This window comes from Ochrobactrum sp. SSR (genome assembly GCF_030067775.1).
Taxonomy (GTDB): Bacteria; Pseudomonadota; Alphaproteobacteria; order Rhizobiales; family Rhizobiaceae; genus Brucella; species Brucella teleogrylli.
Map to the genome: position 1 here is coordinate 1,792,408 of NZ_CP125969.1, position 23,034 is coordinate 1,815,441.

Below are 23,034 nucleotides of genomic sequence, written 5' to 3' on the forward strand. Positions count from 1 at the left end.
GGGCCAATCGGAAAGATTAGCCCGCACCAAATCTGTTCAACTCAACTTATAGAGGGGTTTCCGGACGGTCCTGCGACAGAAGCAATGCGCCGATTGCATCGACCTGCTTCTGATCTGCCGCTGCATAGCCAAGCGATTGCGGCTGGCTTGCCGGTGCCGACGTATCGAATTGCGGCTGATAGGACGCGACCTGCTGAATTTGCGGCTGAGCCGTCGCTACATCGTTGTTATGCGCAAGGCGATTGCCCCGCGCCTGCGGTCCAAGGCCGCTGCCACGCACAGAGGTTTCCATCTTGGACGCATCCGCCAGCGCGACCTGTACGGTTGGCGCTGCTGCCGGAACCGGTCCCGCCTGCGGCAAGGTCACGTCATAGGACGGGTCTTGCGGCAGCGACGGCGATTGCGGCGAATAGGCGAGCGCGAGGTTATATGGTTCCTGCGGCACCGGGTTCTGCAACGAACCGTCGCGATTGCGTTTTTCGTAGAAGGAATTACCGCCGGCAACCAGCACATAGTGCATGTTGTTGTAGGGGAACTTCAGGCCTGCCGTATGGAAGAACATGGCGTTCTTCAGCTTCGGATGGCGCTGGCCTTTCAGCACGGCGTCGGCTGCGGCCTGAACATCGGGCAGCTTGCTGGATTCCATCTTGCGGGTGAGAACGCCGGGTGCGAACTGGTTCTTCTGGCCGACGACGCCGCAAATCGTATCCGGATAACGGCCCGATGCGAGGCGGTTCATCACAACCGTGCCGACAGCCATCAGACCATCGGAACTGGAGCGGTTCGATTCGAAGAACATGGCGCGCTCGAGACACTCCTTGTCCCTTGCCGTATAGGTATAGGTCTTGACACCGTTGACCGACTTGACGTGACTTACGGCCGCCGTCTTCTCGGTCTTGGCTGTGGTGCCGGTCGTCGTGCAACCCGTCACTACGAAGGGCGCTACGAGCAGTCCTGCCAATACAGGCAGCTTCCAATTACCAGCGCGCGTCAACGGCTCAGTCTCATATTCAGGACCCTTAACTGAAGCAGTCGATCCGAAGGCCAAAAATGACCAATACGGGTCTAGCTGCGGTGCAAGTCAAAGCAGGCGAAGATCAAAAATCAAACAACCTGCCGTCGCTCGTCTTCTTCAAGGTTTTGGAATTTTTTAGGCCAAAAAAAGGCAATGGGTCAAATTCCGAAATTGCTGAAACCATCGAAATGGTCGCAAATGAAACCCGAATCACGAGCGCAATTGTCCACACAAACCATTCAAAACTATTAATATTTTCTTAATGAACCTGCGGAAAAGAGATAAACCTTTGATTTGATGGAAATGATAGTTCCTCAATACAGGTCACAACCCTGCCTTAATTCGCAACTGCTGTAAAATTTTGATATATCTTGCTTCATCAGGTTGGGAAAATCTGCGGCGTAACTGTTTTAGCAAGTCCTGCGCCGGTTCCTTCAACTTTGATACAAGAAGCGTAACATTCCGTGAGATTAGCGATTTTCAGCCTTTTCAGCGTCTCGCCGGACCGAATCGGCTGGCAAGGATAACAGGCCGCAAGAGCGCTTCAGAAAGTGATCGAGCCCGCCTTTCGATGAGGAAAGACGGGCTCGAAAAGAAGTTTTTTATCGACGCACGATCAGCCGAAAGAATATCCCGCGCCGCGTACCGTGCGGATCGGATCGAGCGCACGACCCAAGTTGATGGCCTTGCGCAAGCGTCCGACATGGACATCCACGGTGCGATCATCGACATAGATATCCGGTCCCCAGACACCGTCGAGAAGCTGACTGCGCGAGAAAACGCGGCCCGGCGACATCATGAAATATTCGAGCAAACGGAACTCCGTCGGTCCAAGACGGACTTCCTTTTCCTTGCGGTAAACGCGGTGCTGCTGACGGTCGAGCACCAGATCGCCTACTTTCAGAACATGCGACAGCAGGCTTGGATTGGCACGGCGCAGCATCGCCTTGACGCGGGCCAGGAGTTCCGGTGTCGAGAAGGGCTTCACGACATAGTCGTCGGCCCCGACGCTTAAACCCCGAACGCGTTCGCTTTCCTCGCCGCGCGCGGTCAGCATGATGACCGGCAGGCGTTCCGTCTCCGGCCATTGGCGCAGACGGCGGCACAGTTCGATGCCCGATACGCCGGGAAGCATCCAATCGAGGATGAGGAGATCAGGGACGTTCTCGCGCAGCGCGATTTCGGCCTCGTCGCCGCGCAGCATCGTGTCCACCTGATAGCCTTCGGCCTCAAGATTGTAGCGCAGCAGAACGCTCAGCGCTTCTTCGTCTTCCACCACAGCGATTTTGGGTACCTGTGACATCCAATATTCCCTATCTTAAACCGGCGAGCGGAAGATACACGTCCCCCCATCGACCGCGTGCAGCCGCGCTATTCACACATTCTCCACCGCATTTGGGAGCAATCCGGCAATCTGCCCTGATCGCTTCAAATGCAGCGCTTACTCAGGGCTTGCGTGCCTCATCCACGACGATGCCGTGGCTCAGGTCTTCCTTCGGTCGTTCGGCAGGCATCTGCAGGCCGGTCACGATGTAATAAACGGTTTCCGCGATGTTGGTCGCATGGTCGCCGATGCGCTCGATATTCTTGGCGCAGAACAGAAGATGCGTGCAGGCGGAAATATTACGCGGATCTTCCATCATATAGGTGAGCAGCTCGCGGAACAGCGAGGTGTACATGGCGTCGATCTCGTCGTCGCGATCACGCACGACATTGATCTGCTGTACCGAGCGCGACGAATAGGCGTCGAGCACGTCTTTCAGCTGGGTCAGCGCCAGTTCGGCGAGCGTTTCCAGACCGCGATAGAGCTTGACCGGCTGGCGGGATTCCGAAACGGCGGCAACGCGCTTGGCAATGTTCTTGCCCAGATCGCCAACGCGCTCCAGATCGGCGGAAATGCGAATCGAACCGATGATTTCGCGCAGGTCCACCGCCATCGGCTGGCGCTTGGCGATGATCATCACGGCCTTGTCGTCGATTTCGCGCTCGCTGGCATCCAGGATCAGGTCGTCGGAAATGACGCGCTGCGCAAGGGCGTTGTCGGCATTGACGATCGCTGCGACCGACTGTTCGACCATACGTTCCGCATGTCCGCCCATTTCGGCGATCTTGTGGGTGAGAAACTTCAGTTCCTCATCGTAGGAACGAACGGTATGCTGAGACGGCATGGTAGACCTCGTAATATAAATTGCGGGGAAGCCGCACTTCTGTTTGTTCTGACGCAATCCGCGCGCAAGGGTTGCTTTCCCCTGCCCCCGGTTTGTTAGCCGAAGCGTCCGGTGATGTAATCCTGCGTGCGCTTTTCCGTCGGCGCAGTGAACATCGTTTCCGTGTCGCCCACTTCGACCAGATTGCCGAGATGGAACATGGCGGTGCGCTGCGAAACGCGGGCCGCCTGCTGCATCGAGTGCGTGACGATAACGATGGTGTAGTTCTGGCGCAGTTCATCGATCAGCTCTTCCACCTTGGCGGTGGCAATCGGATCAAGCGCCGAGCAGGGTTCGTCCATCAGGATGACTTCCGGGCTAACCGCAATCGCACGTGCAATGCACAGGCGCTGCTGCTGGCCGCCGGAAAGGCCCGTGCCCGCATCGTGCAGGCGATCCTTCACTTCCTCGAACAGGCTTGCCTTCTGAAGGCTGGTCACGACGATTTCCTCCAGATCGGCCTTCGTGCGGGCCAGACCGTGAATGCGCGGGCCGTAGGCGACATTCTCGTAGATCGACTTCGGGAACGGGTTCGGCTTCTGGAACACCATGCCGACACGGGCGCGTAGTTCCACCACATCAATCTTCGGATCGTAGATATCCTCATTGTCGAGCGTGATCTTGCCAGCGATGCGACAACCTTCAATCGTGTCGTTCATGCGATTGAGCGAACGAAGGAAGGTGGACTTGCCGCAGCCGGAAGGACCGATCAGCGCCGTCACCATCTTTTCCGGAACATCCAGATTGACGTCGAAAAGGGCCTGCTTCTCACCATAGAATACGCAAACCTTGTCGCCGCGCATCTTTACGGAACTGGCGTTGGCGTTCATCTTTTCTCCTACGGCTTTCTCGAGAGTTCGTTCAGTCATCAAATTCATAGCTTCGACTCCCGTTTACCAGCGGCGCTCGAACCGGCGGCGCAGAATGATTGCTGCAATGTTCATCACGGCCAGGAACAGAAGTAAGACGATGATAGCGCCGGACGTGCGTTCCACAAAGGCGCGTTCTGCTTCATTGGCCCACATATAGATCTGGACAGGCAAGGCGGTCGCCGGGTCCATCGGCGTGGACGGAACATCCGCCACGAAAGCCACCATGCCGATCAGCAGAAGCGGCGCGGTTTCGCCCAGCGCATGGGCAAGCCCGATGATCGTGCCCGTCAGAATGCCGGGTGCGGCAAGCGGCAGCACGTGATGAAACACCATCTGCGTCTTGGACGCGCCGAGACCGAGCGCTGCTGCGCGGATCGACGGCGGCACGGCGCGCAGGGCGGCACGCGTTGCGATAATGATCGTCGGCAGCGTCATCAGCGTCAGCACCAGACCGCCGACCAGCGAGGCTGAGCGCGGCAGGTTGAAGAAGTTGACGAAGACCGCAAGCCCCAGCAGACCGAACACGATGGACGGTACGGCTGCGAGGTTGTTGATGTTCACCTCGATCATATCCGTCCAGCGGTTCTTCTTGGCGAACTCTTCCAGATAGATCGAAGCGGCGACTCCGATAGGCAGAGCCAGACCCAGCACGATCAGCATCATATAGAGCGAACCGACCAGCGCCACGCCGAGCCCCGACGTTTCCGGGCGGCTCGATGCGCCATAGGTGAAGAGGCCGGTGTTGAATGCCTCCTTCATGACGCCTTCTTCCGAAAGCGTCTTCATCCAGCCAACCTGACGGTCCGATACCTTGCGGCTCGTTTCAGGGACGGTCAGATCGATCTGCCCCTTGAAGGCGGAATCGATATCCGCACCGGCCAGAACCGGAACAGTTTGTGTCGTGCCGATGATGGCCGGATTGTCCATCACCATCTGGCGCAGCTGAACGCGCACGCCGTCGGAATAGAAGCGGCCAAGATCGCGCATGGCCGGGCGGTCGGTGGTTGCGACGCCGAGCTTTTCAGCCAGCGCATTGCGCACCAGAAGCGGATAGTTCGCGGCGATCAGCACGTTCGGATCGGTCGCCCGCTTGTTGCCCGGATCGATCACCTGCGCGTCGATCTGGACCGGAAGGTAGAGCGTCGTCTGCCAGAAGGCGGTGTAGCCCTTGGAGAAAACCGAGAACAGCAGCGCGCAGAGGAAGAACACGCCAATGGCGATTGCAGCGATGCCATAGAGGCGGAAGCGGCGTTCGGCAGCGTAGCGGCGTTTCAGTCCGATATCGCGGCGGGCGGGTTGTGCAGTCGCCGTACCGCTTGCGTTGAAGGTCGTATCGGTCATTATTCGTACTGCTCCCGGTACTTGCGCACGATATGCAGCGCAAAGATGTTCATGATCAGCGTCAGGACGAAAAGCGTGATGCCAAGTGCAAAGGCAACCAGCGTCTGCGGCGAGTTGAACTCAAGGTCGCCGGTCAGCTGATTGACGATTTTCACCGTGATGGTGGTCATCGCGTCGAATGGGTTGATGTTGATACGCGCCGCAACGCCTGCCGCCAGAACCACGATCATGGTTTCACCGATGGCGCGTGAAGCGGTCATCAAAAGTGCGCCGACGATGCCCGGGAGTGCCGCAGGCAGGACAACGCGCTTGACAGTTTCGGAGCGGGTGGCGCCAAGACCGAGCGAGCCGTCGCGCAGCGTGCGCGGCACGGCGGTGATGATGTCGTCGGAAAGCGACGACACGAAAGGAATAAGCATCACACCCATGACGAGACCGGCGGTCAAAACGCTCTGCGCCATGATGAAGCCCTGACCGCCCGCAATCGCGGCGGAAAGATCACGCAGGAACGGGCCGACCGTCACAAGGGCGAAGAAGCCGTAGACGATACTGGGAATACCGGCGAGCAGTTCAAGCACCGGCTTGACCACCGTGCGCACGCGCGGCGAGGCATATTCGGCCATGTAGATGGCGGCGAACAGACCGACCGGAACCGCGAACAGCATAGCGACCAGCGCGATATAGAGCGTACCGGCCAGAAGCGGGATCAGGCCGAACTGGCCCGTCTCACCGCCGGAACCGGCAGCAGCAAAGCGCGGGTCCCAGACCGTGCCGAAGAAGAAATTCCACGGCGAAACCGACTGAAAGAAGCTGATCGTCTGAAACAGCATCGAGCAGATGATGCCGACAGTGGTCAGAATGGCGATGCCCGACGCGGCGATCAGCCCCCACAGCACGATGCGCTCGACATTGTTGCGGGCGCGCATGCGGCGGTTGATCGTGGAAAGACCGAAAATCAGACCGGCAACCGCAATGACCAGCGCCACGGCAGCGCCGATCGTGTGCGTGAGGTCCGTCGCCTTCTTCAGATAGAGGGCGATGGGCACCATATAGTCCTGGCCCTCGGTCGCGAGAGCCACGCCCTTGTTGCCGAGAACCGAGCGCGCATCCTGATAGTTGGTCGGGAAGCTTTCCAGCTCAGCCGGTGTCAGGCGCTCAAGCCCGTTGGCGAGGCCGCGCACCATACCGAGCTGAAGGCTGCGATTGGTGTAAGAACCATCCTCGACGGCATCGGGTAGTCGTGCGGTGGCGCTGTGATCGAGATAGACGGACGATCCGACAGCCCAGACGGCAAGAAACAGCACTGCAGGCAATGCAGAAACGAGGAAAACCCACCAGCCATGATAATGCGGGCGGGAATGCATTTTCTCGGCCGTCGATCCTTGCCCCGAACCTTGGGGCGCGACAGGCTGCGCTTTGTCCAGTGCAACGGCGCGCTGACGGCCAATAAAGAAGCCGACCAACCCGATTGCAATGACGCTGACGAGAACCAGAAAGAAGGACATTCAATTTCCCCGGTTGCCCTGAAAAATGCGAAACGACATAGACGTGTCCCCAATGACCAGACTGTCAGCTCCGCGCGATTGCGCCTCTCATATTAGAATGGCGCGAAAGGAGAAGAACGCGGGGAGGTTTCATCCCCGCGTTCCACAGTTTTAGACTTACTTTGCAGCCAGCGTCTTGCCTTCGGTGAAGGCGGCGCGCTGTGCTTCGCGTTCTGCATCCGGAGCCGGCACCAGACCATATTCAGCGAGCGGGCCGTCAGGACCGATCATCTGGTCGTTCAGGAAGAAATCGACATATTCCTTGAGGCCCGGCACGACGCCGAGGTGAGCCTTCTTCACGTAGAAGAACAGCGGACGCGAAACCGGATATTCACCCGAGGCGACGGTCGCAGCCGATGGCGTGATGTCGTTGACGGTCGCAACCTTCAGCTTGTCGGCATTGTTTTCGAAGAAGTAGAGGCCGAAAACGCCAACGCCGGTCTTGTTGGAGTCGATGCGCGCCAGCGTTTCAGCATAGTCGCCGTCGATGTCGACAGCCTTGCCGTCCTTACGCACTGCGATACAGGCCGAAGCGGCAGCCTTGTCGTCGAGACCGGTCTTCTTGATTTCGTCCAGAGCGCCGGAGTGCTTGCAGCCGTCGGCCAGAACCTTTTCTTCGAAAACTTCACGGGTGCCGTGCTTTTCGCCCGGGATATAGGCAGCAATGTCCCAATCCGGCAGGTTCGGGTTCACCTGGTTCCACTTGGTGTTTGGATTATCGACCAGCTTGCCATCAACAACAACCTTGGCGGCCAGGGCCTTGTAGACGTCTTCCGGCTTCAGCTTCCAATCCGGACCCTTGGCGTCGGTTGCGAAGACGATGCCGTCATAACCGAAGCGCACTTCCTGAACGTCCTTGACGCCAGCGTCAACGCACGACTTCAGTTCCGAATCCTTCATGGCGCGCGATGCATTGGCGATGTCGATGGTGTTTTCACCGACGCCCTTGCAGAATTCCTTGATGCCGGCGCCCGAACCGCCCGATTCAACAACCGGCGTCTTGAAGTTCGGATAGGTTTCGCCGAAGGTTTCAGCGACGATCTTTGCATAAGGCAGCACGGTCGAGGAACCGGCAACCTGAATCTGATCGCGCGCCTGGGCAGCGGAAACCGACAGAACGGCGGCAATGGCCAGCGCCGCGGTCGAGGAAATCATCTTGTTCATGAGCAGCAGCTCCTGTTGTAAAAAGCCTATGACGATTAGCGTCAGTAGCCGTCTACGCGCTCTATATTACATTCATATGACAGTAATGTTACAGGTTTGTAGCAATCCACCCTCCACCAATTGTGTGGGACTTTGGATGCCATGGAAGAGCTGCTGGAACTGTTATGGGAATCAAAGCCGTAAGCTTGGCAAACGGGCTCCCGTGGCTTCGATGCCGGCCACATCGGCATTGGCAAAGGCAAAGCGCAGAAAAGCTTCCTGCCCGTCACCGAAGAAGACACCCGGCAATGTGACAATGCCGAGCGACTTCGCAAGGCGCTCTGCAACCGTCACCGATGATAGGCCCTCGAAAGGGTGCCGCACGAAGGCGAAATAGGCCCCCACCGCTTCTACACGCCAGCCATCGACCACCGCCATGACGGAGCGAAGTGTTGCAGACCGGCACGCGATTTCCTTGCGGTTCTCGTTGCGCCATGCTTCGAGCGGCGCAAGCACGCGGGCAACGGCCACCTGCGGCGCACGTGTCGCGCAGATTTGCAGATTATCCATCACCTTGGCTATATTGGCCACCATATCGACGCCTGCAACAATGGCCCCCAGACGATGCCCCGGAATGCAGAAGGATTTCGAGAAGCTGTAGAGCTGGATCAGATGCGACGGCCAGTCGGCCTCACCGAATAACTCGTGCGGCGCCTCACCGGCAGTCGGCAGAAAATCGCGATAGGTTTCATCGAGGATCAGCCACGTGCCGTTGGCGCGGCACAGCGCATAGATCTGGCCGAGCAGTTCCGGCGGGTAGACCGCGCCGGTCGGGTTGTTCGGGGAAACAAGCGTCAGCGCCCTCACACCGGGATGCAGCGCCGCCCGCACATCCTCAACCGTTGGCACAAAGCCATTTTCAGCACGGCACGGAAAGGAAGCCGGCTTGATGCCAAGCATTTCCAGTGACGAACGGTGGTTGAAATAGAACGGGTCGGTCGTCAGCACCGTATCGCCGCTGCCAGCCACGCACATGATGGCCGCGATGAAAGCCTGATTGCAGCCGGATGTGACATGCACATTGCGCGCTTCAATCGAAGCGCCATAAAGCGAGCCGACATGTCGGGCATAGGCCTGACGCAGCACAGCCTCGCCTTCAATCGGCCCGTAGCCTGCGCTGGAGAGCGAACCCGCCGCCTCGCCCAGAAAGCGCAGCATGTCGGGATGCGGCGGATAGCCCGGAACCGCCTGCGAAAGATCGATCAGCGGGCCGTGGCTGCCGTCATAATCCCGCGCCCAGACCTGCACAGCCGGAATGGGCGGCGCGGAGAGTTGATCGATCAGCGGATTGACGGCAGGCAAATTCATCGGTGGCTCCCATAGCGATGACGCCACTCTTATCGCGAAGGGATGAGGGTTTAAAGCGGTTACTCGCTGGGCCGAGAAAGCACATAGGCGGCAGAGCCCAGCATGAAGATGGTCACCGCAATCGCCAGCAGCGGACCCGGATGGGCGCCCCACCAGAAAAAACCGTAGCCGACAAGCATGCCCAGGCAGGCATAGAGCTTTGCCTTTGGTGGTATCGCGCCACGGTCACGCCACTTGACGATCAGCGGGCCGAAACGCGGGTCGGCAAGAAGCCGCGCTTCAAGTTTGGGCGAAGACCGCGCAAAGAACCAGGCCGCCAGAATGATGAAGATGGTCGTCGGCATGACCGGCAAGACGGCGCCGATGATGCCAAGCGCAAGCATGACAAAGCCCAGTACGAGATAGAGCGCCCGCTTGCCAGCGGATATCGCCGGAACGGAGGCATTCGTGTTCGTGTCGGGATGATCGTCCTGCATGTTTTCCGTTGGAATCACATCTGTTCGCCACAGGCATATAGCAGGATTTCTTCCATAAATTGCACTGGCTGCACGGTCAAAGAAACGTCATAAGCGCCGTTTTCCGGCCTGTGGATAAGAAAAAACCGACCTGTAAAAATTGCCACACACACGGCCAAATTGCATTTTTTGCCCGGAAAATGCCGCATTTCGACAACTTTTAGAAGAGGCTTTAAAACTTGCGCTACAAATAAAAATTGTAGGGTCAGGCGACAGCGGTAGAACCGCTAAAAGCAGTTTTTCTTGGATTCCACCGCGTAAAACAAGGCCACACGAAGCCATGCGCCAGATTCCTAACGAATCGTAAACGCTTTTACAGCAACAGAACCGAATCCTTCAAAATATTCCTCAGTTATGTTTCGAAATATAAGTAAACAACGCATAGTATAGGATGATATTCCGCTGCGGATATAGATTCAATTATCGCATAATGTTCTCATTCGAACCACGTCATCGCCACATTTAGATTCCACTTCGCTCAGGTCTTTCTCAGCAAAACTGTCAAAGCGCCCCGTTAACAACTAGTGGAACTGGTATGAACTTCAAGACCCGTATGGCTATGCTCGGCTTTGCAGCAACCAGCCTTCTCGCTGTCAGCGCAATCGAAGCCTCGGCACAGCAATGCGGCGGTGCCTCCTGGTACGCCCTGACCTCCCGCACGGCTTCGGGTGAACGTATGAACCCAGCCGGATTGACCGCAGCGCACCGCTCCCTGCCGCTTGGCAGCAAGGTCAAAGTTACCAATCAGAGAAATGGCAAGTCGCTCGTCGTGCGCATCAACGACCGCGGCCCGTTCATCAAGGGACGCGTGCTGGATCTCTCCAAGGGTGCTGCAAGCCGTCTCGGCTTCATCGGCGCCGGACATACCAAGGTCTGCTTCACGCCGATGTAATCCGGCGTAAAGCAATGATCAGATTCTAGAGCGCATCCCGAAAAGCGGGAGCCGGTTTTCGGAAAAGATGCGCGTAAAAACGAAGAATTAGAGCAGTAACAGCCTAGGCTGGGCAGGTACTGCTTTCAACTCTTCCGGGATACGCTGTTTGCGATCCAGCCGATCGATGAACCAGCGGGTCAGATTGATCCAGACGTCGTCTTTTTCCGCCGCATCCTCGATGCCGTGTTCGAGATTGGGATTGTCATTGACTTCGATCACCACGACACCGTCATCCGTCTCTTTCAGATCGACACCGTATAATCCATCGCCAATACACCGCGCAGCGCGCAGGCCGGTTTCCAGAACCGCTTTGGGCGCATCCGCCAGCGTATAGGTGCGAAAGCCGCCCTCAAGCGGTTTGCCGCCCGTATCGTGCTTGACGATCTGCCAGTGGTTTTTCGCCATCATATACTGACAGATGAAGAGCGGCTTGCCGTCGAGGACGCCCACACGCCAGTCGAACCGGGTCGGCATATATTTCTGCGCCAGCAGAAGATCGCTGTCCTGAAGCCACAGCATCGCCAGCACCTTCAGCTCCGCAATATCCTTCACCTTCTTCACCCCGCGCGAGAAGGACGAATCCGGTATCTTGATCACCAGCGGAAAGCCCAGAATATCGGCGGCCCGCTCCAGATCCTCCTCGCCCGCAATCATCACGGTCTGCGGCACGGCCACATCATTGGCCTGCATCAGTTCGTGCAGATAAACCTTGTTGGTGCAGCGGATCATCGAAATCGGATCGTCGATGACCGGCATGTTTTCCTGCTGCGCCCGTCGCGCAAAGCGATAGGTATGGTTGGAAATCGACGTGGTTTCGCGGATGAACAACGCGTCGTAATTGGCAAGTCGCGACAGGTCCTTCCTGCCGATGGGGTCCACTTCAACGCCGAGGCGCGCTGCGATCTTCGCCCAATGCTTCAGTGACGCCATGGATGAAGGTGGCATCGCCTCTTTCGGATCGCAAAGCGTGGCGACCGTATAACGGGCCGGAACCTTTGGCTTGGCCGCCCGCCATTCGCGCTGCGTATAGCGGTCGAGCGCATCCTCGAAACGCTCCTTTTGATGTTTTGAGAATTTCGCAATATTGGCAAAGCCGATTTTCTGGATACGCGCCCACTCGCCGGGCTTGACCGTTACTTCCAGCGACGGCGCACGGAACCAGTCGAACAATAGCCTGCCGAAACGCTCGAATTCCGGGTTCTCGGCCAGCCCGAAATGGACGTGGATGGTTTCTGGCGCTTTTTCGGGATGCTTGCCCAACGCCTTGTTGAGCATGTCTTCCAGCTCGGGAATGGCATTCTCATAGAGCCGCCGTTCGGACAGATCAATCATCGTCTCGACGGACGGAATGATCCGGTGACCGCGCGCCTCCGCCAGAAGCGAGGCATAATAGCCGCGGCTTTGATAGGTATAGCTCCGCGACAGGTTGATAATGCGCGGGCGCTGCTGGCCGTTGAACAGGGCCGGATGCGCGAGATAATCGCGATTGGTCATGACCTTGTGCGGTGTCGCGCCATTGTCGATATCCGAGAGGCGCCCAACGAGAATGACGCAGATCGTCATCAGTCTGTCCCTTTTTCGAGAATCACCGCTGCTCTCAGCCCATCGCTGCCGAAGCGGGCGATGCGGTCGAAGATGTGGAAGGGAACCGGCACATTGGCCGCATCGGCGATGCTTTCGCCCTGTTTCTCTTCCACCCACGGATCATGAATAAAAATGTGACGGCCATCTTCGCCATGGACGAGCACCCAATGCGGCACCTTGTTGCCGAACATGAGATAGCCGCTGATCAGAACGATCACCGACGCGCCCCGTCGAAGCGCCGTGATGATGTCGAACAAGGTGAAACCGCGATATTCCACCGGAATGCCATAGGCTTCCGTGCGCTGGCGAAAATCGGTCTGTGCAAGCCGCATCACCCGGCGCTTCTTTTCCGAACGCACCGATTGCAGAAACAGCATATCCTCAATGGAGACGATGATGGATGCCTTCAATCCATGCTCGTGCCCGGCGACGGCAAGGCCGAAAGGTTCGCAGCCGCCCGGCCCGGACATCATGTAGATCGTGGTTGCATCGCGCCACAGACGGATTTCCAGCACCGGATCGAGCGCGGTTCCGGGCTTGTGCCGGGCAAGCGCCATCATCAGGCAGGCCGCACCACAGGTGAAATCGGTCGTCTGCCGGTAATAGGCAAATGGTGTTGCCAGAGGCACGCCGCCGCGCACCGTCTTTTCGAAACGCAAGGCGTTGGAATGGTCGGCATAATAATCGAGATAGCGCCCAATCGGGCGATAGCTGTGGCGCTTGTAAAGAGCGATCGCCCGCGCATTGTCCTCGCGCACTTCAAGCCGTAGCAGCGGACGGTCATGCTCAAAGGCCGCCGTCTCTGCCGCCTGGAGCAAAAGCGCGCCGATCCCCTTGGCGCCTGCATCCGGATCAACGGCAATCGAATAGAGCCGCGCCAGTGCCGTACCGTGCCGGAAAAGGATCATCGCATAGCCGATGATCTGGCCGTCAGCTTCCGCAATGATGGTTTCCGCAGTGGGGCGCGCGATCAGGGCGCGAAAGGAGCGTCGGGAAATGCGGTCTGTTTCGAAACAGCGCTCTTCGATGCGCAATAACGCATCGATGTCGTCTGCCGTGGCCTTGCGCGTGGTTGCGCTTGTCATCCCGTGGCCTTTGCAAATGGACCTCAAAGGTCCGGTGGAATGTGCCAACCATTGGCATATTCGCTGGCAAAAACAAGCTCCCTCAGCATGGCAAAATTATGAGTGGTCACCAAGCGTACAAAACGCCTGAAAAACCCAACAAATTCAATCATAGATTGTATTATTTCAGACCACCCGCGTTAACCATTAATTAAGATGTTGGGCGGTGAAGCGGCAAATCGAATTGACTCGCAAGTGTTTCAGATTTTAACGTTTCGTTAATAAAAGAGTTTCCGGCAAGGGCGTTGAGTATGTTTTGCGTTGTTCGCTCGACCAAGAAAATGATGGCAGCTGCTGCTTTCGCGGCTTCGGTGCTGATGACAGGCTTTGGTGCTGAAGCAGCCTCTGGCGACTTCATGCAGACTGGCAAGGTCACCTCGCAGCCAATCGGCCATTACGAATTCTGCAAGCGCGAAGCGCAGGAATGCAATATTGCCAGCCGCGACACCAGCCCGTTGCCGCTCGGTCATGCCAACTGGCAGCGCATTGTCGAAGTCAATCTTTCGGTCAATGAACGCATCAAGCCGATGACCGACGTGGAAATCTACGGCGTCGAGGAATATTGGGCTTATCCGACCACCGTTGGCGATTGCGAAGACTATGTGCTGCTCAAGCAGCGCGAGTTGCAAAAGGCCGGCATTCCGATCAGCGATCTTCTGATCACCGTCGTGCGCAAGCCGGACGGCGAAGGCCATGCCGTGCTGACCGTTCGCACCGACCGCGGCGACTTCGTTCTCGACAATCTGACCGACGAAGTTCTGCGCTGGAACGAAACCGACTACACCTATCTGAAGCGTCAGGCCGCGAACAATACCGGTCGCTGGGTCACCATCGAAGCACCGGACAATCTGTTGGTCGGCTCGGTTCGTCATTAGAGCGGTTCCGGTTAGCACGGAATCGTGGAACCGCTCTGTCAATTTGTTTTTGCGCATTATCCCACGCAAAACCGCTACGCACTTTTGCTGGAAATGCTCTAAATCGAAAGCTTACCGAAATTGAATTCAGGCCCGGAACGTGATAGACAGTCCGGGTCTAAAAAAGGAGAGGTCGGTGCGGTTAGCCCGGCTCCCGTGCAACGGCATAGTATAATGCCAGAGACGGGTCCTGACCTTCGCGGTTCTGCGATCGCAATGTGTCCCCTGACCTTCAACTCCGGAGCAATGGTGCGCCGGAGGATCAAGGGTTTGGACAATGAAACAGCAAATTTCCGTTATTACACTCGGTATTGCCGACCTCGCCAATTCGCGTCGCTTCTATGTCGAAGGCTTCGGCTGGACGCCGATATTTGAAAATGACGAGATCATCTTCTACCAGATGAACGGGTTCGTTCTCGGCACCTTCCTTAAATCATCGCTCGAAGCCGACATGAACCGTCGCGGCCTTGTGCAACCGGGGGCATTTTCGCTCGCCCATAATGTGGAGCAACAAGCAGATGTCGCGCCGCTGATGCAGCGGCTGACAGAGGCAGGCGGGACGCTGCTGCGCGCTGCCGACGCGCCCCCGCATGGCGGCTTTCGCGGCTATGTCGCCGATCCCGACGACCACGCCTGGGAAATTGCGTGGAACCCGGCCTGGCGCATCGATGAAAACGGGCTGGTGACCTTCGGGATCTAAGCCCCGGAACGCGACCATCTGCGGCGTGAGCAATCACGCCGCAGAAATCAACCGTTCCGCACCGATGCGGTAGGAAATTGCGCCAGCCAGATGAATGCGGCTGATTTGATCCACCCCATCGAGATCGGCCAGAGTGCGCGCAACTTTCAGGATGCGGTGATAGGCACGGGCGGAAAAGCGCATCTGCTCGCTGGCGTCGCGCAACAGCTTCATTCCCGCTGCATCCGGTCGCGCCACCTCCTCGATCAGATTCGCCGAGCAATAGGCGTTCGCCATCGACGGATCGAGCCCCAGCGCCGCATAGCGCGTGGCCTGCACGGCGCGGGCGCGGGCGACACGCTGCGCCACGGTCTCGCTGCGCTCCGACTGCGCGGGCTGGATCAGGTCGAGCGCCGAGACAGCGGGCATGTCGACACGCAGGTCGATGCGATCCAGAAGCGGGCCGGAAATCCGCGCCTGATAATCCGTCTGGCAGCGCGGCCCGCGCGCGCAACTGTGGCCGGGCTCGCCCGCCATCCCGCATCGGCATGGGTTCATGGCGGCAATCAGTTGAAAGCGCGCCGGATAGCTGGTGCGATGATTGACCCGGGCGATCAGACATTCGCCCGTTTCGAGCGGCTGGCGCAACGAATCCAAAACCTGCGGTGAAAACTCTGGAAACTCATCCAGAAACAACACGCCATTATGCGCCAGCGACACCTCGCCCGGGCGGGCGCGCAAGCCACCGCCGACCATCGCCGCCATCGAAGCCGAATGATGCGGCGACCGGAACGGCCTTCGGTCGGACAGTTTTCCGCCCGCTAGCTCGCCCGCGATGGACGCGATCATCGACACATCCAGCAATTCACGAGGGGAAAGCCGCGGAAGGATCGACGGCAGGCGTTGCGCCAGCATCGACTTGCCGGAACCGGGCGGGCCGACCAGAAGCAGATTGTGATTGCCTGCTGCGGCGATTTCCAGCGCGCGTTTGGCCGTTTCCTGTCCCTTGATATCGGCAAGGTCGGGCAGGCTTTCGCTGGAAACCCGCATGGACGGATCGGGCGGCGTCAGCACCTGTGTTCCACGAAAATGATTGGCCAGCGCAATCAGGCTGCGCGGTGCGAGAATGTCGATATCGGCACCGGCCCAAGCAGCTTCCGGACCGCAGGCATAGGGGCAGATCAGCCCCTTGTCTTCCCGATTGGCACCGATCGCAGCGGGCAAAACACCCGCGACAGGCGTAATCGACCCGTCGAGCGAAAGTTCGCCCAGCACCAGATAGGATTGGATGGCGTCTGCCGGAATGGCGCCGATGGCCGCCATCAACCCGACCGCTATCGGCAGATCGTAATGCGACCCTTCCTTCGGCAGATCGGCGGGCGCCAGATTGACCGTGACCCGCTTGGTGGGCATCGATAGCCCGGAAGCATGCAAGGCCGCCTGCACGCGCTCGCGGCTTTCCGCCACCGCCTTGTCGGGCAGGCCGACAATCGAGATGTTGTGGCTAATTAATTTATCGATTACACTCGCATAATGGACAGAGAAAACACTAAACCGCTCGCTTATTCCTACGTTCGCATGTCGACGGATATGCAGCTTAAGGGCAACAGTTTAGAACGACAGAAAGAAAAATCGAAAGAATATGCAATTCGCCATGATCTTCAATTGGTTGAAAACTTTGAAGATATTGGTGTTTCTGCATTCAAGGGCAAGAATATTAAGGAGGGAATGCTCGGAGATTTTATCTCCCTTATCGAAAACAAAACTGTCCCTGCTGGATCTTACCTATTAATTGAATCGCTAGACAGACTCAGTAGAGAAAACATATTTGAATCTATCCCGTTATTCATAAAAATACTTAAGTCCGGAATCAAAATCGTTACACTTATCGATGAGCAAGTGTATGGCGCGGAAAATGCTGATTTCAAAGATTTGCTGTACCCGATGGTTGTACTCAGTCGCGCCCATGAGGAATCGGTCGCAAAAAGTTTTCGAGTTGGCAAAGCTTGGGCGAACAAGAGAAAAAACATCCACCAACGCAAACTTACAAAAGTATGCCCCGCTTGGCTGAAACTGAATACAGACTCAAACTCGTTTGAGGTTATTCCGGGAAGGGATGACATCGTTAAACGTATATTTGACTTGGCCGATTCCGGATATGGTTCTTATTCGATTGGTCGCATTCTCAACAACGAAGCAGTTCCGCCCTTCGGTGAAGACTCAAAGGGATGGCATGCTTCATATATCTCTAGAATCCTTAACAACAGATCGGTTCTGGGTGAGTTCCAGCCTCACAAGTTGGTGAATGGAACCGCCCAGCCTGATGGTGATACGGTCCCCGATTATTTCCCTCAGTTAATTGATGAAGAACAGTTTTTGCGCATTAAGCATGCTCGCCGGAAGCGACAGGTGGAAGGAGCGGGTCGAAAAGGTCCTGTGTATCGGAATTTATTTTCGAGAATTGCCAAATGTGCCTACTGCGCCTCCCCCATGCGCTTTGTCGACAAAGGGCCTCCACCCAAAGGAGGGCAGTTCCTGAGATGCACCAACGCAGATCGCCATTTCGGATGCTCCGCATCGAACTGGCGATACGACCATTTTGAAAACGTGTTTCTTTATTTCGTTCATGAGCTTGACCTCGTTGAAACTTTAAAACGTGCTGACGAACAATCAGACCGGTACACGCTGGAGCAAAAGCTGGTCTCCCTTAATGAAAATATACGAGGGAAGAGGGAGCTACTGAATACAACTTTTGATATGCTTCAAACAAGCAATGCCTCCAAGGATTTCATCCAGTCGAAAATTGAAGAGATTTCATCCGAAATTCTGGAACTTGAAAATCAGAAGGGAGCGGTGGAAGCCAAACTGGAGAAAGATGCTGCCCTCGCTCCGGTTGATGACCAACAGATCAAATCGCTGATCAAGGAACTTCAGGATGCTGATGATCGCGATCTGGAGCGAAAACGTCGTGTCGTTGCCAACAGACTCCAGATGATGATCAAATCTCTTACCCTTGCTCCGGACGGTTTGCGAAAAGATTCCGAAAAACTGGTGTTATCTCAATTTGGACCGTCTGAAGCGCTGTTCGATTTCTTTGAAAGAGGAGCACAGTCAGGCGAGGTGAGCACAGGTATGTCCTTCTCCGTCGTTCTGTTGGACGGCATTATGAGAAGAGTGACCGTAAGCCGGAGGGAGCCTCTAAAAGTGATACAACTGATAGCTGTCGATAAGCACGGCCTCATTATTGAAACTGAACAAACCCACGAAAGTCTGAAAATCTGACGCTAATTTAGCGACAGCAATCCCTTGCTATGGCCGTTTCGGAAGAACGCGTTGTCTTGACCTAGAATTGGCGGGATTCTCGTTTCACCAAGTAAGGAGAAACGATATGACGAAGCCGAAAAGCGTTGCAGCCATTCCTGCGGACAAGGCAATCATCGAGGAAGCAATTTCGGAAGGAAAAAAACTGATTGCTGCTGGCAAGTCCAAGATTGATACTGCGTTGGCAATCTACGCAAAGCTTGAAGGCATGGAGCAGGACGTGATTGTCAGAGCATTTATCGAAGGCGCAACGCTGACAGAAAAAGGCGCCCTCACGTATTGGTACAACTGCCGACGGCGTCTAGCTAAGGAACGCCGTAGTGAACCCGCCAACACTCACTAAATGCATTATCAAAATCCGTAAATGTTATATATGGGAGGTGGGGGCACAACATTTACGGATTTTCATCTTTCCACCATCATCAACGATAAAGGGGGAAGGCGTGGAAAAAACTCCAAAATCGAATTGCCCCTCTCTCCCCATATTGCTCGTCATCCCACGATTTTTGAGTTTTTTACAGGGCTTCTCCCGGGACAAATAGCTCGATTTCCAATTCGGGGTAATGTTCCACCTGCAACTTTTTCAAGGCTTTGACGACTCTGTCCGTAGCCGGTGTGCAGTGTGGTTCGAACGTCTTTCTTTTGCCGTTGTCGATATCGCTGATTTTGCACGGTATACCGCAAGCCTCCAAGGCAATAACAAAGTCGGCGTGTTTCATTTTTTGTTTGCTTCGGATGAGGTCGAACCCCGCTTGGTGCTGCTGATAAGCTCGTGTCAAGCTTTCCCGAAGCCTTTTTAAATCTCCGTCGGTTTGTCGCAGATACTTCTTGGATCGATCTCCGAGGGAATCTCTTGACGTGCGGTATGTTTCAAACGAGTTGAAATCCTCGAGTGTTTTTAGAAGGTGTGGAGATTTCTTGTCGTAGTTTTCCCAGTTCTCGCGCACAAGATTGAATTCTGCAACGTCCTCCACCGGCCTCGTTTCGAACGTAAGGTGTATGTACTGCTTGCCTTCGAACTCGAAGATGGTATCGCGCGCGTTTATGGGCTTCCTTTTCCAGTCAAATTCCATTGAAAGTCGCTTGGTCACGGAACGAAAAACGAAATCGGTTTCGCCGCGCAGCATGTCTTTGATACCGACGCCCGATTTGTATTGAATTTCTTGGTCGGGACTGCGGTTGAAGAACAGTCGTAACGTCTCCTGATTCTCTTCAAACAGACCGTTGAGCGGGTTTGATTTGATGCCTCCTTTTTTGTAAGACAATTCCGTTGTCGCCGTCACCCGGTTTCAACGTTGCCGCGCCTCGCGTTCGCCAGCCGACAGGTTGGCGAACTATATGCTTAATCTCCAAAGGACTGCCTTTATCCAGATGACTTCGGGCCTGTCGAAATGATTCGAATAACTCTCCGCTGGTTGCCTTTGTGATATTTTGGTCGCTCGCATTGGAGAGGAAGCCGTCTGTGGTGACACTGAAGACATGTACGTCCTCAGGGAAACCGTTGAGAATTTCACCGAGGACTGCTCGCGTGTACGACGTGATGAATGATGCAAAATACGGCTGGGTGATCTTGCTCGGTGGAAGGGATTCCATTCCATCGTTTTGAAGGTTGTATACCCGCTTTTCACGAAGACCTTGGGCCGTTTTTCCGTAAGTGCTGTTGCCGACCTCTTTCCAGAACAGGTTGTCAAAGGTTCCCTTCTTATGCGCTGTACGCTTTTCAATGCATTCCTTAATGAAATCCCTGAAAACTGGTTGCTTGGGATCGGATGGTACGTGAACGCCCTTGCGGAAAGTCAGTAGCGCTCCAAGTTTCTGGGCAAGATACAGTTCGGGAGCCGAGCACTTCGAGCTGCCCTTACGAGGAAAGATGATTCCATTTGCCGTGCGGACAGGGAGAGTTGGGAAACGTACAGTTTCGGGAAACTCAAAGTCCACGGAGAAGAAACTGAGGTCGAGCGGTCCAACATCATCAAGCGTTGTCAGATTAGTGATATTGTCCCAGTCAGGCATGCCTATCAGTGACATCGCTGTGGTATATGCAGAACTGAGATCGTGGTCCCTCCACTGACCTTCGTCTGCAATGCCGAATATGAACTGCTCGTTTCTGCCGCCATGGTAGGTTTCTGTGATGAACGCCTCGTTGAAATAAGCTTCCTCTTTCAGCGGTGTTACGGTCTTGATTTTGAAATAGCCGTCTTTCTTGCTGAAAAATCTCTCTTTGATGGCCTCTCGCCCCAAGATTTGATTGCTATCCAACCCATCGTTTTGCCACCCGAGAAGCAGCAACCCGGTTCCAAAGGACGTCAACGTTGCAGGCATTTTGAAAGAGGTGAAAAGCGCTGTGCTCTGCTGAATTATCCGTTCGGCAAAACGGACGCACACCTGCGCATCGCGGATGGCATACTCACGAAACTCGCTCCACCGTTCCGTTCTGAAACGGGCCATGTTTTCCTTGATTTCCCGCTCTTCCTTCGGCGTCTGCCCGAGCTGGATTTTTGGGAAACCGAGAAGATCACCGATATCTGCAAGAGATTTAGCGTTGCTCGGAGCAAGCAGGATAGTGTCGCGGACAATGACGCTGAACTCGGCAATCGGATTATCCGCTTCGCCAAACCTTACTGGAATAGCACTGTCAATGCTGACGAATGTGCTTCTGACATTTGAAGTCAGTCGAGCGTTGTCCTTGAAATCACTGAATGCTGGGAAGTCAGCGCGAATGAAATGTCCAAGAAGGTAGATGGATTTCGGCACCTTCACATCGGGAAATTTCTCGATCAGCGATCCGACCGCAATACCAAGAAACTCGGCGAGCGTTAACCTCTGTTCCGCATCGGGGATAATAATTCCATCTGTTTCAGGCGTGCCAGGCTGTCCATCTTTGGTAATCAGCTTGATCGAGAACTGGTACGAAAGAAGCTCATTTTTTGCACCTGCTTCGATGGAGCTTTCCTGCTCGTTTGCCTTCAAAGACTGATATTCGGTGTCAAAACCAAGGAGCAGATAAGCGCTCGGGTCCTTCTTTGTCTTTCGCTTTTTTCCGGCGACTGGCGGCTCAGAAATGTTCTCGCTCTGAATAGAAACCGTTTTTGTTCTGCCCCCTTCATCGTCGGGTTCGATCTTGAAGGTGAATTTGTTCTCAAGCTTGGGCTTAGGCATCTACGCCCTTTCCGGATTCTACCACATCGATGTGTTGGGGAGCGTCGTCATAATCTCGAGGGCTTGCCGGAATACTTGATCTCATCGTGCCGTTGAACGTTGCCCTGCATCGGTAGGATATCTCGATATTCAAAAAGGGAGCCTATGTTGCTGGTAAAACGTGGAAATTCGAAATTCTGGTACGCGCAGTTTCAAATTGAACATCAAACGATTGTCCGGTCAACAAAGACGACTGACCGCAGAATTGCCCTGCAAGTCGCCGCCAAGATTCGGGCTAATTTCCACTCCGAGCTGCTGCTTGGCAAAAAGGAGGCGATTACGTTGGAAACTGCTCTTCATCGATTTGCGAACTCGAAGCTCGGAACCCCGAACTACCGGAATCTGGAAAGTCAGATCAGGGTAATTCTGACAATACTGAATGGCTCGATTCCTTTGATGAAGGTCAACTCCGACACACTGGAACGGTTTCGGCAAAAACGACTGTCCCAAGGATGCACATCGCACACTATCAAGCACGGCATGAACTGTCTGATAGGAGCGATCCAGCTTGCTCGGAAGGACGGCTATCAAAGTCCGTCAATCAGCGCGCCCCTCATTAGAACACCCAATTCCAGAGCGCGATATCTGAGTATCGAGGAAGAGCGTCGCCTGCTGCATGAACTGTCCCCCTCACGTATCGCAAATGGCCTATCTGCTGACCCGTCCCGTCGAGAAGATCGCCAAAAATGGATGCAGGACAATTATGATCTCATCGTTATGCTAATCGATACCGGAGCGCGCTACAGCGAAATCGCTAACATTGCGTGGCAGGACATTGATTTGAACAGGGGGGAAATACGCTTATGGCGCTCCAAAGTTCAAAACGAGAGCGTAATCTACATGACGGATCGCGTGGAAACGATCCTTCACCGTCGTCTGCGGGAGAGCCATGGGCCAACCGTTTTCGTGAACAAGCTCGGAGAGAAGAGAGGATATTCAAGGGCTGCCATCCGTAAAGCCTTCCGTCGCGCTGGCCTTGATGACTGTACTATTCACACACTTCGCCATACGCACGCGACACGCCTTGTTCAAAACGGACTCTCAATCCAAGAGGTCAAGGCTGTGCTTGGTCACTCCGATATTCGGACAACTATGCGATATGCCCATCTTGAACAGGCTGTCGTTACCCGCAAGGCACGTGACATTGTGAACGGCTTTAATACTGTTAATTCCTCTGGGGACGATATCCAAACCCTAAGCCGCTTCGCTCAGGGCTGACGTGCAACCGAAATCGAAGGCCTTATGCCTTGGAACTTCAAGTCCAACGCCATCGCC

20 protein-coding genes and 1 pseudogene are annotated in these 23,034 nt (G+C 55.5%); 7 read left to right on the forward strand and 14 right to left on the reverse strand.

Annotated features, from left to right (window positions below; translation table 11 throughout):
* Positions 1-46 precede the first annotated feature (46 nt).
* On the reverse strand, positions 47-994 hold the full coding sequence (locus QLQ11_RS08450) for a cell wall hydrolase (protein WP_109370091.1): 948 nt from the start codon (positions 992-994) through the stop codon (positions 47-49).
* Positions 995-1,050: 56 nt separating this feature from the next.
* Here QLQ11_RS08450 and QLQ11_RS08455 point away from each other — a divergent pair, with 56 nt between their 5' ends.
* Entirely contained in the window at positions 1,051-1,278 is a 228-nt protein-coding gene (locus tag QLQ11_RS08455; RefSeq protein WP_371835853.1) for a hypothetical protein, read from the forward strand.
* A gap of 353 nt (positions 1,279-1,631) precedes the next feature.
* On the opposite strand, the gene phoB is transcribed toward QLQ11_RS08455, so the two are convergent.
* The 8 genes from phoB to QLQ11_RS08495 form a co-directional block, all read right to left on the reverse strand.
* Positions 1,632-2,318, reverse strand: coding sequence for a phosphate regulon transcriptional regulator PhoB (gene phoB, locus QLQ11_RS08460; protein ID WP_078337701.1), 687 nt, complete (start codon positions 2,316-2,318; stop codon positions 1,632-1,634).
* Between the two features lie 142 nt (positions 2,319-2,460).
* Positions 2,461-3,183, reverse strand: a complete 723-nt coding sequence (gene phoU / locus QLQ11_RS08465; protein WP_109370090.1) for a phosphate signaling complex protein PhoU — start codon at positions 3,181-3,183, stop codon at positions 2,461-2,463.
* Between the two features lie 95 nt (positions 3,184-3,278).
* A complete protein-coding gene (pstB, locus tag QLQ11_RS08470) occupies positions 3,279-4,100 on the reverse strand; it encodes a phosphate ABC transporter ATP-binding protein PstB (RefSeq protein WP_121536974.1) in 822 nt (273 codons plus the stop codon).
* A 15-nt stretch (positions 4,101-4,115) separates the two neighbouring features.
* Positions 4,116-5,435, reverse strand: coding sequence for a phosphate ABC transporter permease PstA (gene pstA / locus QLQ11_RS08475; protein WP_109370088.1), 1,320 nt, complete (start codon positions 5,433-5,435; stop codon positions 4,116-4,118).
* On the reverse strand, positions 5,435-6,940 hold the full coding sequence (gene pstC, locus QLQ11_RS08480; RefSeq protein WP_109370087.1) for a phosphate ABC transporter permease subunit PstC: 1,506 nt from the start codon (positions 6,938-6,940) through the stop codon (positions 5,435-5,437). The genes pstA and pstC overlap by 1 nt, the downstream gene beginning before the upstream one ends.
* Positions 6,941-7,096: 156 nt before the next feature.
* Positions 7,097-8,143: a PstS family phosphate ABC transporter substrate-binding protein gene (locus tag QLQ11_RS08485; RefSeq protein WP_109370086.1), complete on the reverse strand. Its 1,047-nt coding sequence runs from the start codon at positions 8,141-8,143 to the stop codon at positions 7,097-7,099.
* 171 nt (positions 8,144-8,314) lie between these two features.
* Positions 8,315-9,484, reverse strand: a complete 1,170-nt coding sequence (locus QLQ11_RS08490) for an aminotransferase (protein WP_181376114.1) — start codon at positions 9,482-9,484, stop codon at positions 8,315-8,317.
* A 65-nt stretch (positions 9,485-9,549) separates the two neighbouring features.
* Positions 9,550-9,966, reverse strand: a complete 417-nt coding sequence (locus QLQ11_RS08495; RefSeq protein ID WP_109370344.1) for a YbaN family protein — start codon at positions 9,964-9,966, stop codon at positions 9,550-9,552.
* Between the two features lie 574 nt (positions 9,967-10,540).
* Between QLQ11_RS08495 and QLQ11_RS08500 the strand changes: the two genes are divergently transcribed.
* Entirely contained in the window at positions 10,541-10,897 is a 357-nt protein-coding gene (locus QLQ11_RS08500; protein WP_078337695.1) for a septal ring lytic transglycosylase RlpA family protein, read from the forward strand.
* 87 nt (positions 10,898-10,984) lie between these two features.
* Here the strand turns inward: QLQ11_RS08500 and QLQ11_RS08505 are convergent, their stop codons facing one another.
* Both QLQ11_RS08505 and QLQ11_RS08510 read right to left on the reverse strand, forming a co-directional pair.
* The gene (locus QLQ11_RS08505; RefSeq protein WP_109370084.1) at positions 10,985-12,502 is read right to left on the reverse strand and encodes a RimK family protein; all 1,518 of its coding nucleotides are present in this window, start codon (positions 12,500-12,502) and stop codon (positions 10,985-10,987) included.
* Positions 12,502-13,608, reverse strand: coding sequence for a peptidase C39 family protein (locus QLQ11_RS08510; protein ID WP_109370083.1), 1,107 nt, complete (start codon positions 13,606-13,608; stop codon positions 12,502-12,504). The genes QLQ11_RS08505 and QLQ11_RS08510 overlap by 1 nt, the downstream gene beginning before the upstream one ends.
* A gap of 290 nt (positions 13,609-13,898) precedes the next feature.
* Here QLQ11_RS08510 and QLQ11_RS08515 point away from each other — a divergent pair, with 290 nt between their 5' ends.
* Both QLQ11_RS08515 and QLQ11_RS08520 read left to right on the forward strand, forming a co-directional pair.
* A complete protein-coding gene (locus QLQ11_RS08515; RefSeq protein ID WP_109370082.1) occupies positions 13,899-14,522 on the forward strand; it encodes a transglutaminase-like cysteine peptidase in 624 nt (207 codons plus the stop codon).
* A gap of 316 nt (positions 14,523-14,838) precedes the next feature.
* On the forward strand, positions 14,839-15,261 hold the full coding sequence (locus tag QLQ11_RS08520) for a VOC family protein (protein ID WP_109370081.1): 423 nt from the start codon (positions 14,839-14,841) through the stop codon (positions 15,259-15,261).
* 33 nt (positions 15,262-15,294) lie between these two features.
* On the opposite strand, the pseudogene QLQ11_RS08525 reads toward QLQ11_RS08520, so the two are convergent.
* Positions 15,295-16,737, reverse strand: a pseudogene (locus QLQ11_RS08525) (YifB family Mg chelatase-like AAA ATPase); the annotation flags it as partial.
* Between the two features lie 36 nt (positions 16,738-16,773).
* Between QLQ11_RS08525 and QLQ11_RS08530 the strand changes: the two are divergent.
* Both QLQ11_RS08530 and QLQ11_RS08535 read left to right on the forward strand, forming a co-directional pair.
* Positions 16,774-18,522, forward strand: coding sequence for a recombinase family protein (locus QLQ11_RS08530; protein ID WP_283735994.1), 1,749 nt, complete (start codon positions 16,774-16,776; stop codon positions 18,520-18,522).
* Positions 18,523-18,628: 106 nt separating this feature from the next.
* On the forward strand, positions 18,629-18,904 hold the full coding sequence (locus tag QLQ11_RS08535) for a hypothetical protein (RefSeq protein WP_371835854.1): 276 nt from the start codon (positions 18,629-18,631) through the stop codon (positions 18,902-18,904).
* A gap of 172 nt (positions 18,905-19,076) precedes the next feature.
* On the opposite strand, the gene QLQ11_RS08540 is transcribed toward QLQ11_RS08535, so the two are convergent.
* Both QLQ11_RS08540 and QLQ11_RS08545 read right to left on the reverse strand, forming a co-directional pair.
* Positions 19,077-19,826, reverse strand: coding sequence for a hypothetical protein (locus tag QLQ11_RS08540; protein WP_371835855.1), 750 nt, complete (start codon positions 19,824-19,826; stop codon positions 19,077-19,079).
* Positions 19,774-21,720 (reverse strand): DNA polymerase, encoded by a 1,947-nt coding sequence (locus QLQ11_RS08545; RefSeq protein WP_371835856.1) that lies wholly within the window; start codon positions 21,718-21,720, stop codon positions 19,774-19,776. Before QLQ11_RS08545 ends, QLQ11_RS08540 begins: the two co-directional genes overlap by 53 nt.
* 144 nt (positions 21,721-21,864) lie before the next feature.
* Here QLQ11_RS08545 and QLQ11_RS08550 point away from each other — a divergent pair, with 144 nt between their 5' ends.
* Positions 21,865-22,977: a site-specific integrase gene (locus QLQ11_RS08550; RefSeq protein WP_283735992.1), complete on the forward strand. Its 1,113-nt coding sequence runs from the start codon at positions 21,865-21,867 to the stop codon at positions 22,975-22,977.
* Positions 22,978-23,034: the final 57 nt, after the last annotated feature.

What these genes read in the sequence shown, in the direction of transcription:
- QLQ11_RS08455 (WP_371835853.1), top strand. Translation starts at nt 1,051, where the DNA reads ATGACCAATACGGGTCTAGCTGCGGTGCAAGTCAAAGCAGGCGAAGAT.
- phoB (WP_078337701.1), bottom strand. Translation starts at nt 2,318, where the DNA reads ATGTCACAGGTACCCAAAATCGCTGTGGTGGAAGACGAAGAAGCGCTG.
- phoU (WP_109370090.1), bottom strand. Translation starts at nt 3,183, where the DNA reads ATGCCGTCTCAGCATACCGTTCGTTCCTACGATGAGGAACTGAAGTTT.
- pstB (WP_121536974.1), bottom strand. Translation starts at nt 4,100, where the DNA reads ATGAATTTGATGACTGAACGAACTCTCGAGAAAGCCGTAGGAGAAAAG.
- pstA (WP_109370088.1), bottom strand. Translation starts at nt 5,435, where the DNA reads ATGACCGATACGACCTTCAACGCAAGCGGTACGGCGACTGCACAACCC.
- pstC (WP_109370087.1), bottom strand. Translation starts at nt 6,940, where the DNA reads ATGTCCTTCTTTCTGGTTCTCGTCAGCGTCATTGCAATCGGGTTGGTC.
- QLQ11_RS08485 (WP_109370086.1), bottom strand. Translation starts at nt 8,143, where the DNA reads ATGAACAAGATGATTTCCTCGACCGCGGCGCTGGCCATTGCCGCCGTT.
- QLQ11_RS08495 (WP_109370344.1), bottom strand. Translation starts at nt 9,966, where the DNA reads ATGCAGGACGATCATCCCGACACGAACACGAATGCCTCCGTTCCGGCG.
- QLQ11_RS08500 (WP_078337695.1), top strand. Translation starts at nt 10,541, where the DNA reads ATGAACTTCAAGACCCGTATGGCTATGCTCGGCTTTGCAGCAACCAGC.
- QLQ11_RS08505 (WP_109370084.1), bottom strand. Translation starts at nt 12,502, where the DNA reads ATGACGATCTGCGTCATTCTCGTTGGGCGCCTCTCGGATATCGACAAT.
- QLQ11_RS08510 (WP_109370083.1), bottom strand. Translation starts at nt 13,608, where the DNA reads ATGACAAGCGCAACCACGCGCAAGGCCACGGCAGACGACATCGATGCG.
- QLQ11_RS08515 (WP_109370082.1), top strand. Translation starts at nt 13,899, where the DNA reads ATGTTTTGCGTTGTTCGCTCGACCAAGAAAATGATGGCAGCTGCTGCT.
- QLQ11_RS08520 (WP_109370081.1), top strand. Translation starts at nt 14,839, where the DNA reads ATGAAACAGCAAATTTCCGTTATTACACTCGGTATTGCCGACCTCGCC.
- QLQ11_RS08530 (WP_283735994.1), top strand. Translation starts at nt 16,774, where the DNA reads ATGGACAGAGAAAACACTAAACCGCTCGCTTATTCCTACGTTCGCATG.
- QLQ11_RS08535 (WP_371835854.1), top strand. Translation starts at nt 18,629, where the DNA reads ATGACGAAGCCGAAAAGCGTTGCAGCCATTCCTGCGGACAAGGCAATC.
- QLQ11_RS08545 (WP_371835856.1), bottom strand. Translation starts at nt 21,720, where the DNA reads ATGCCTAAGCCCAAGCTTGAGAACAAATTCACCTTCAAGATCGAACCC.
- QLQ11_RS08550 (WP_283735992.1), top strand. Translation starts at nt 21,865, where the DNA reads ATGTTGCTGGTAAAACGTGGAAATTCGAAATTCTGGTACGCGCAGTTT.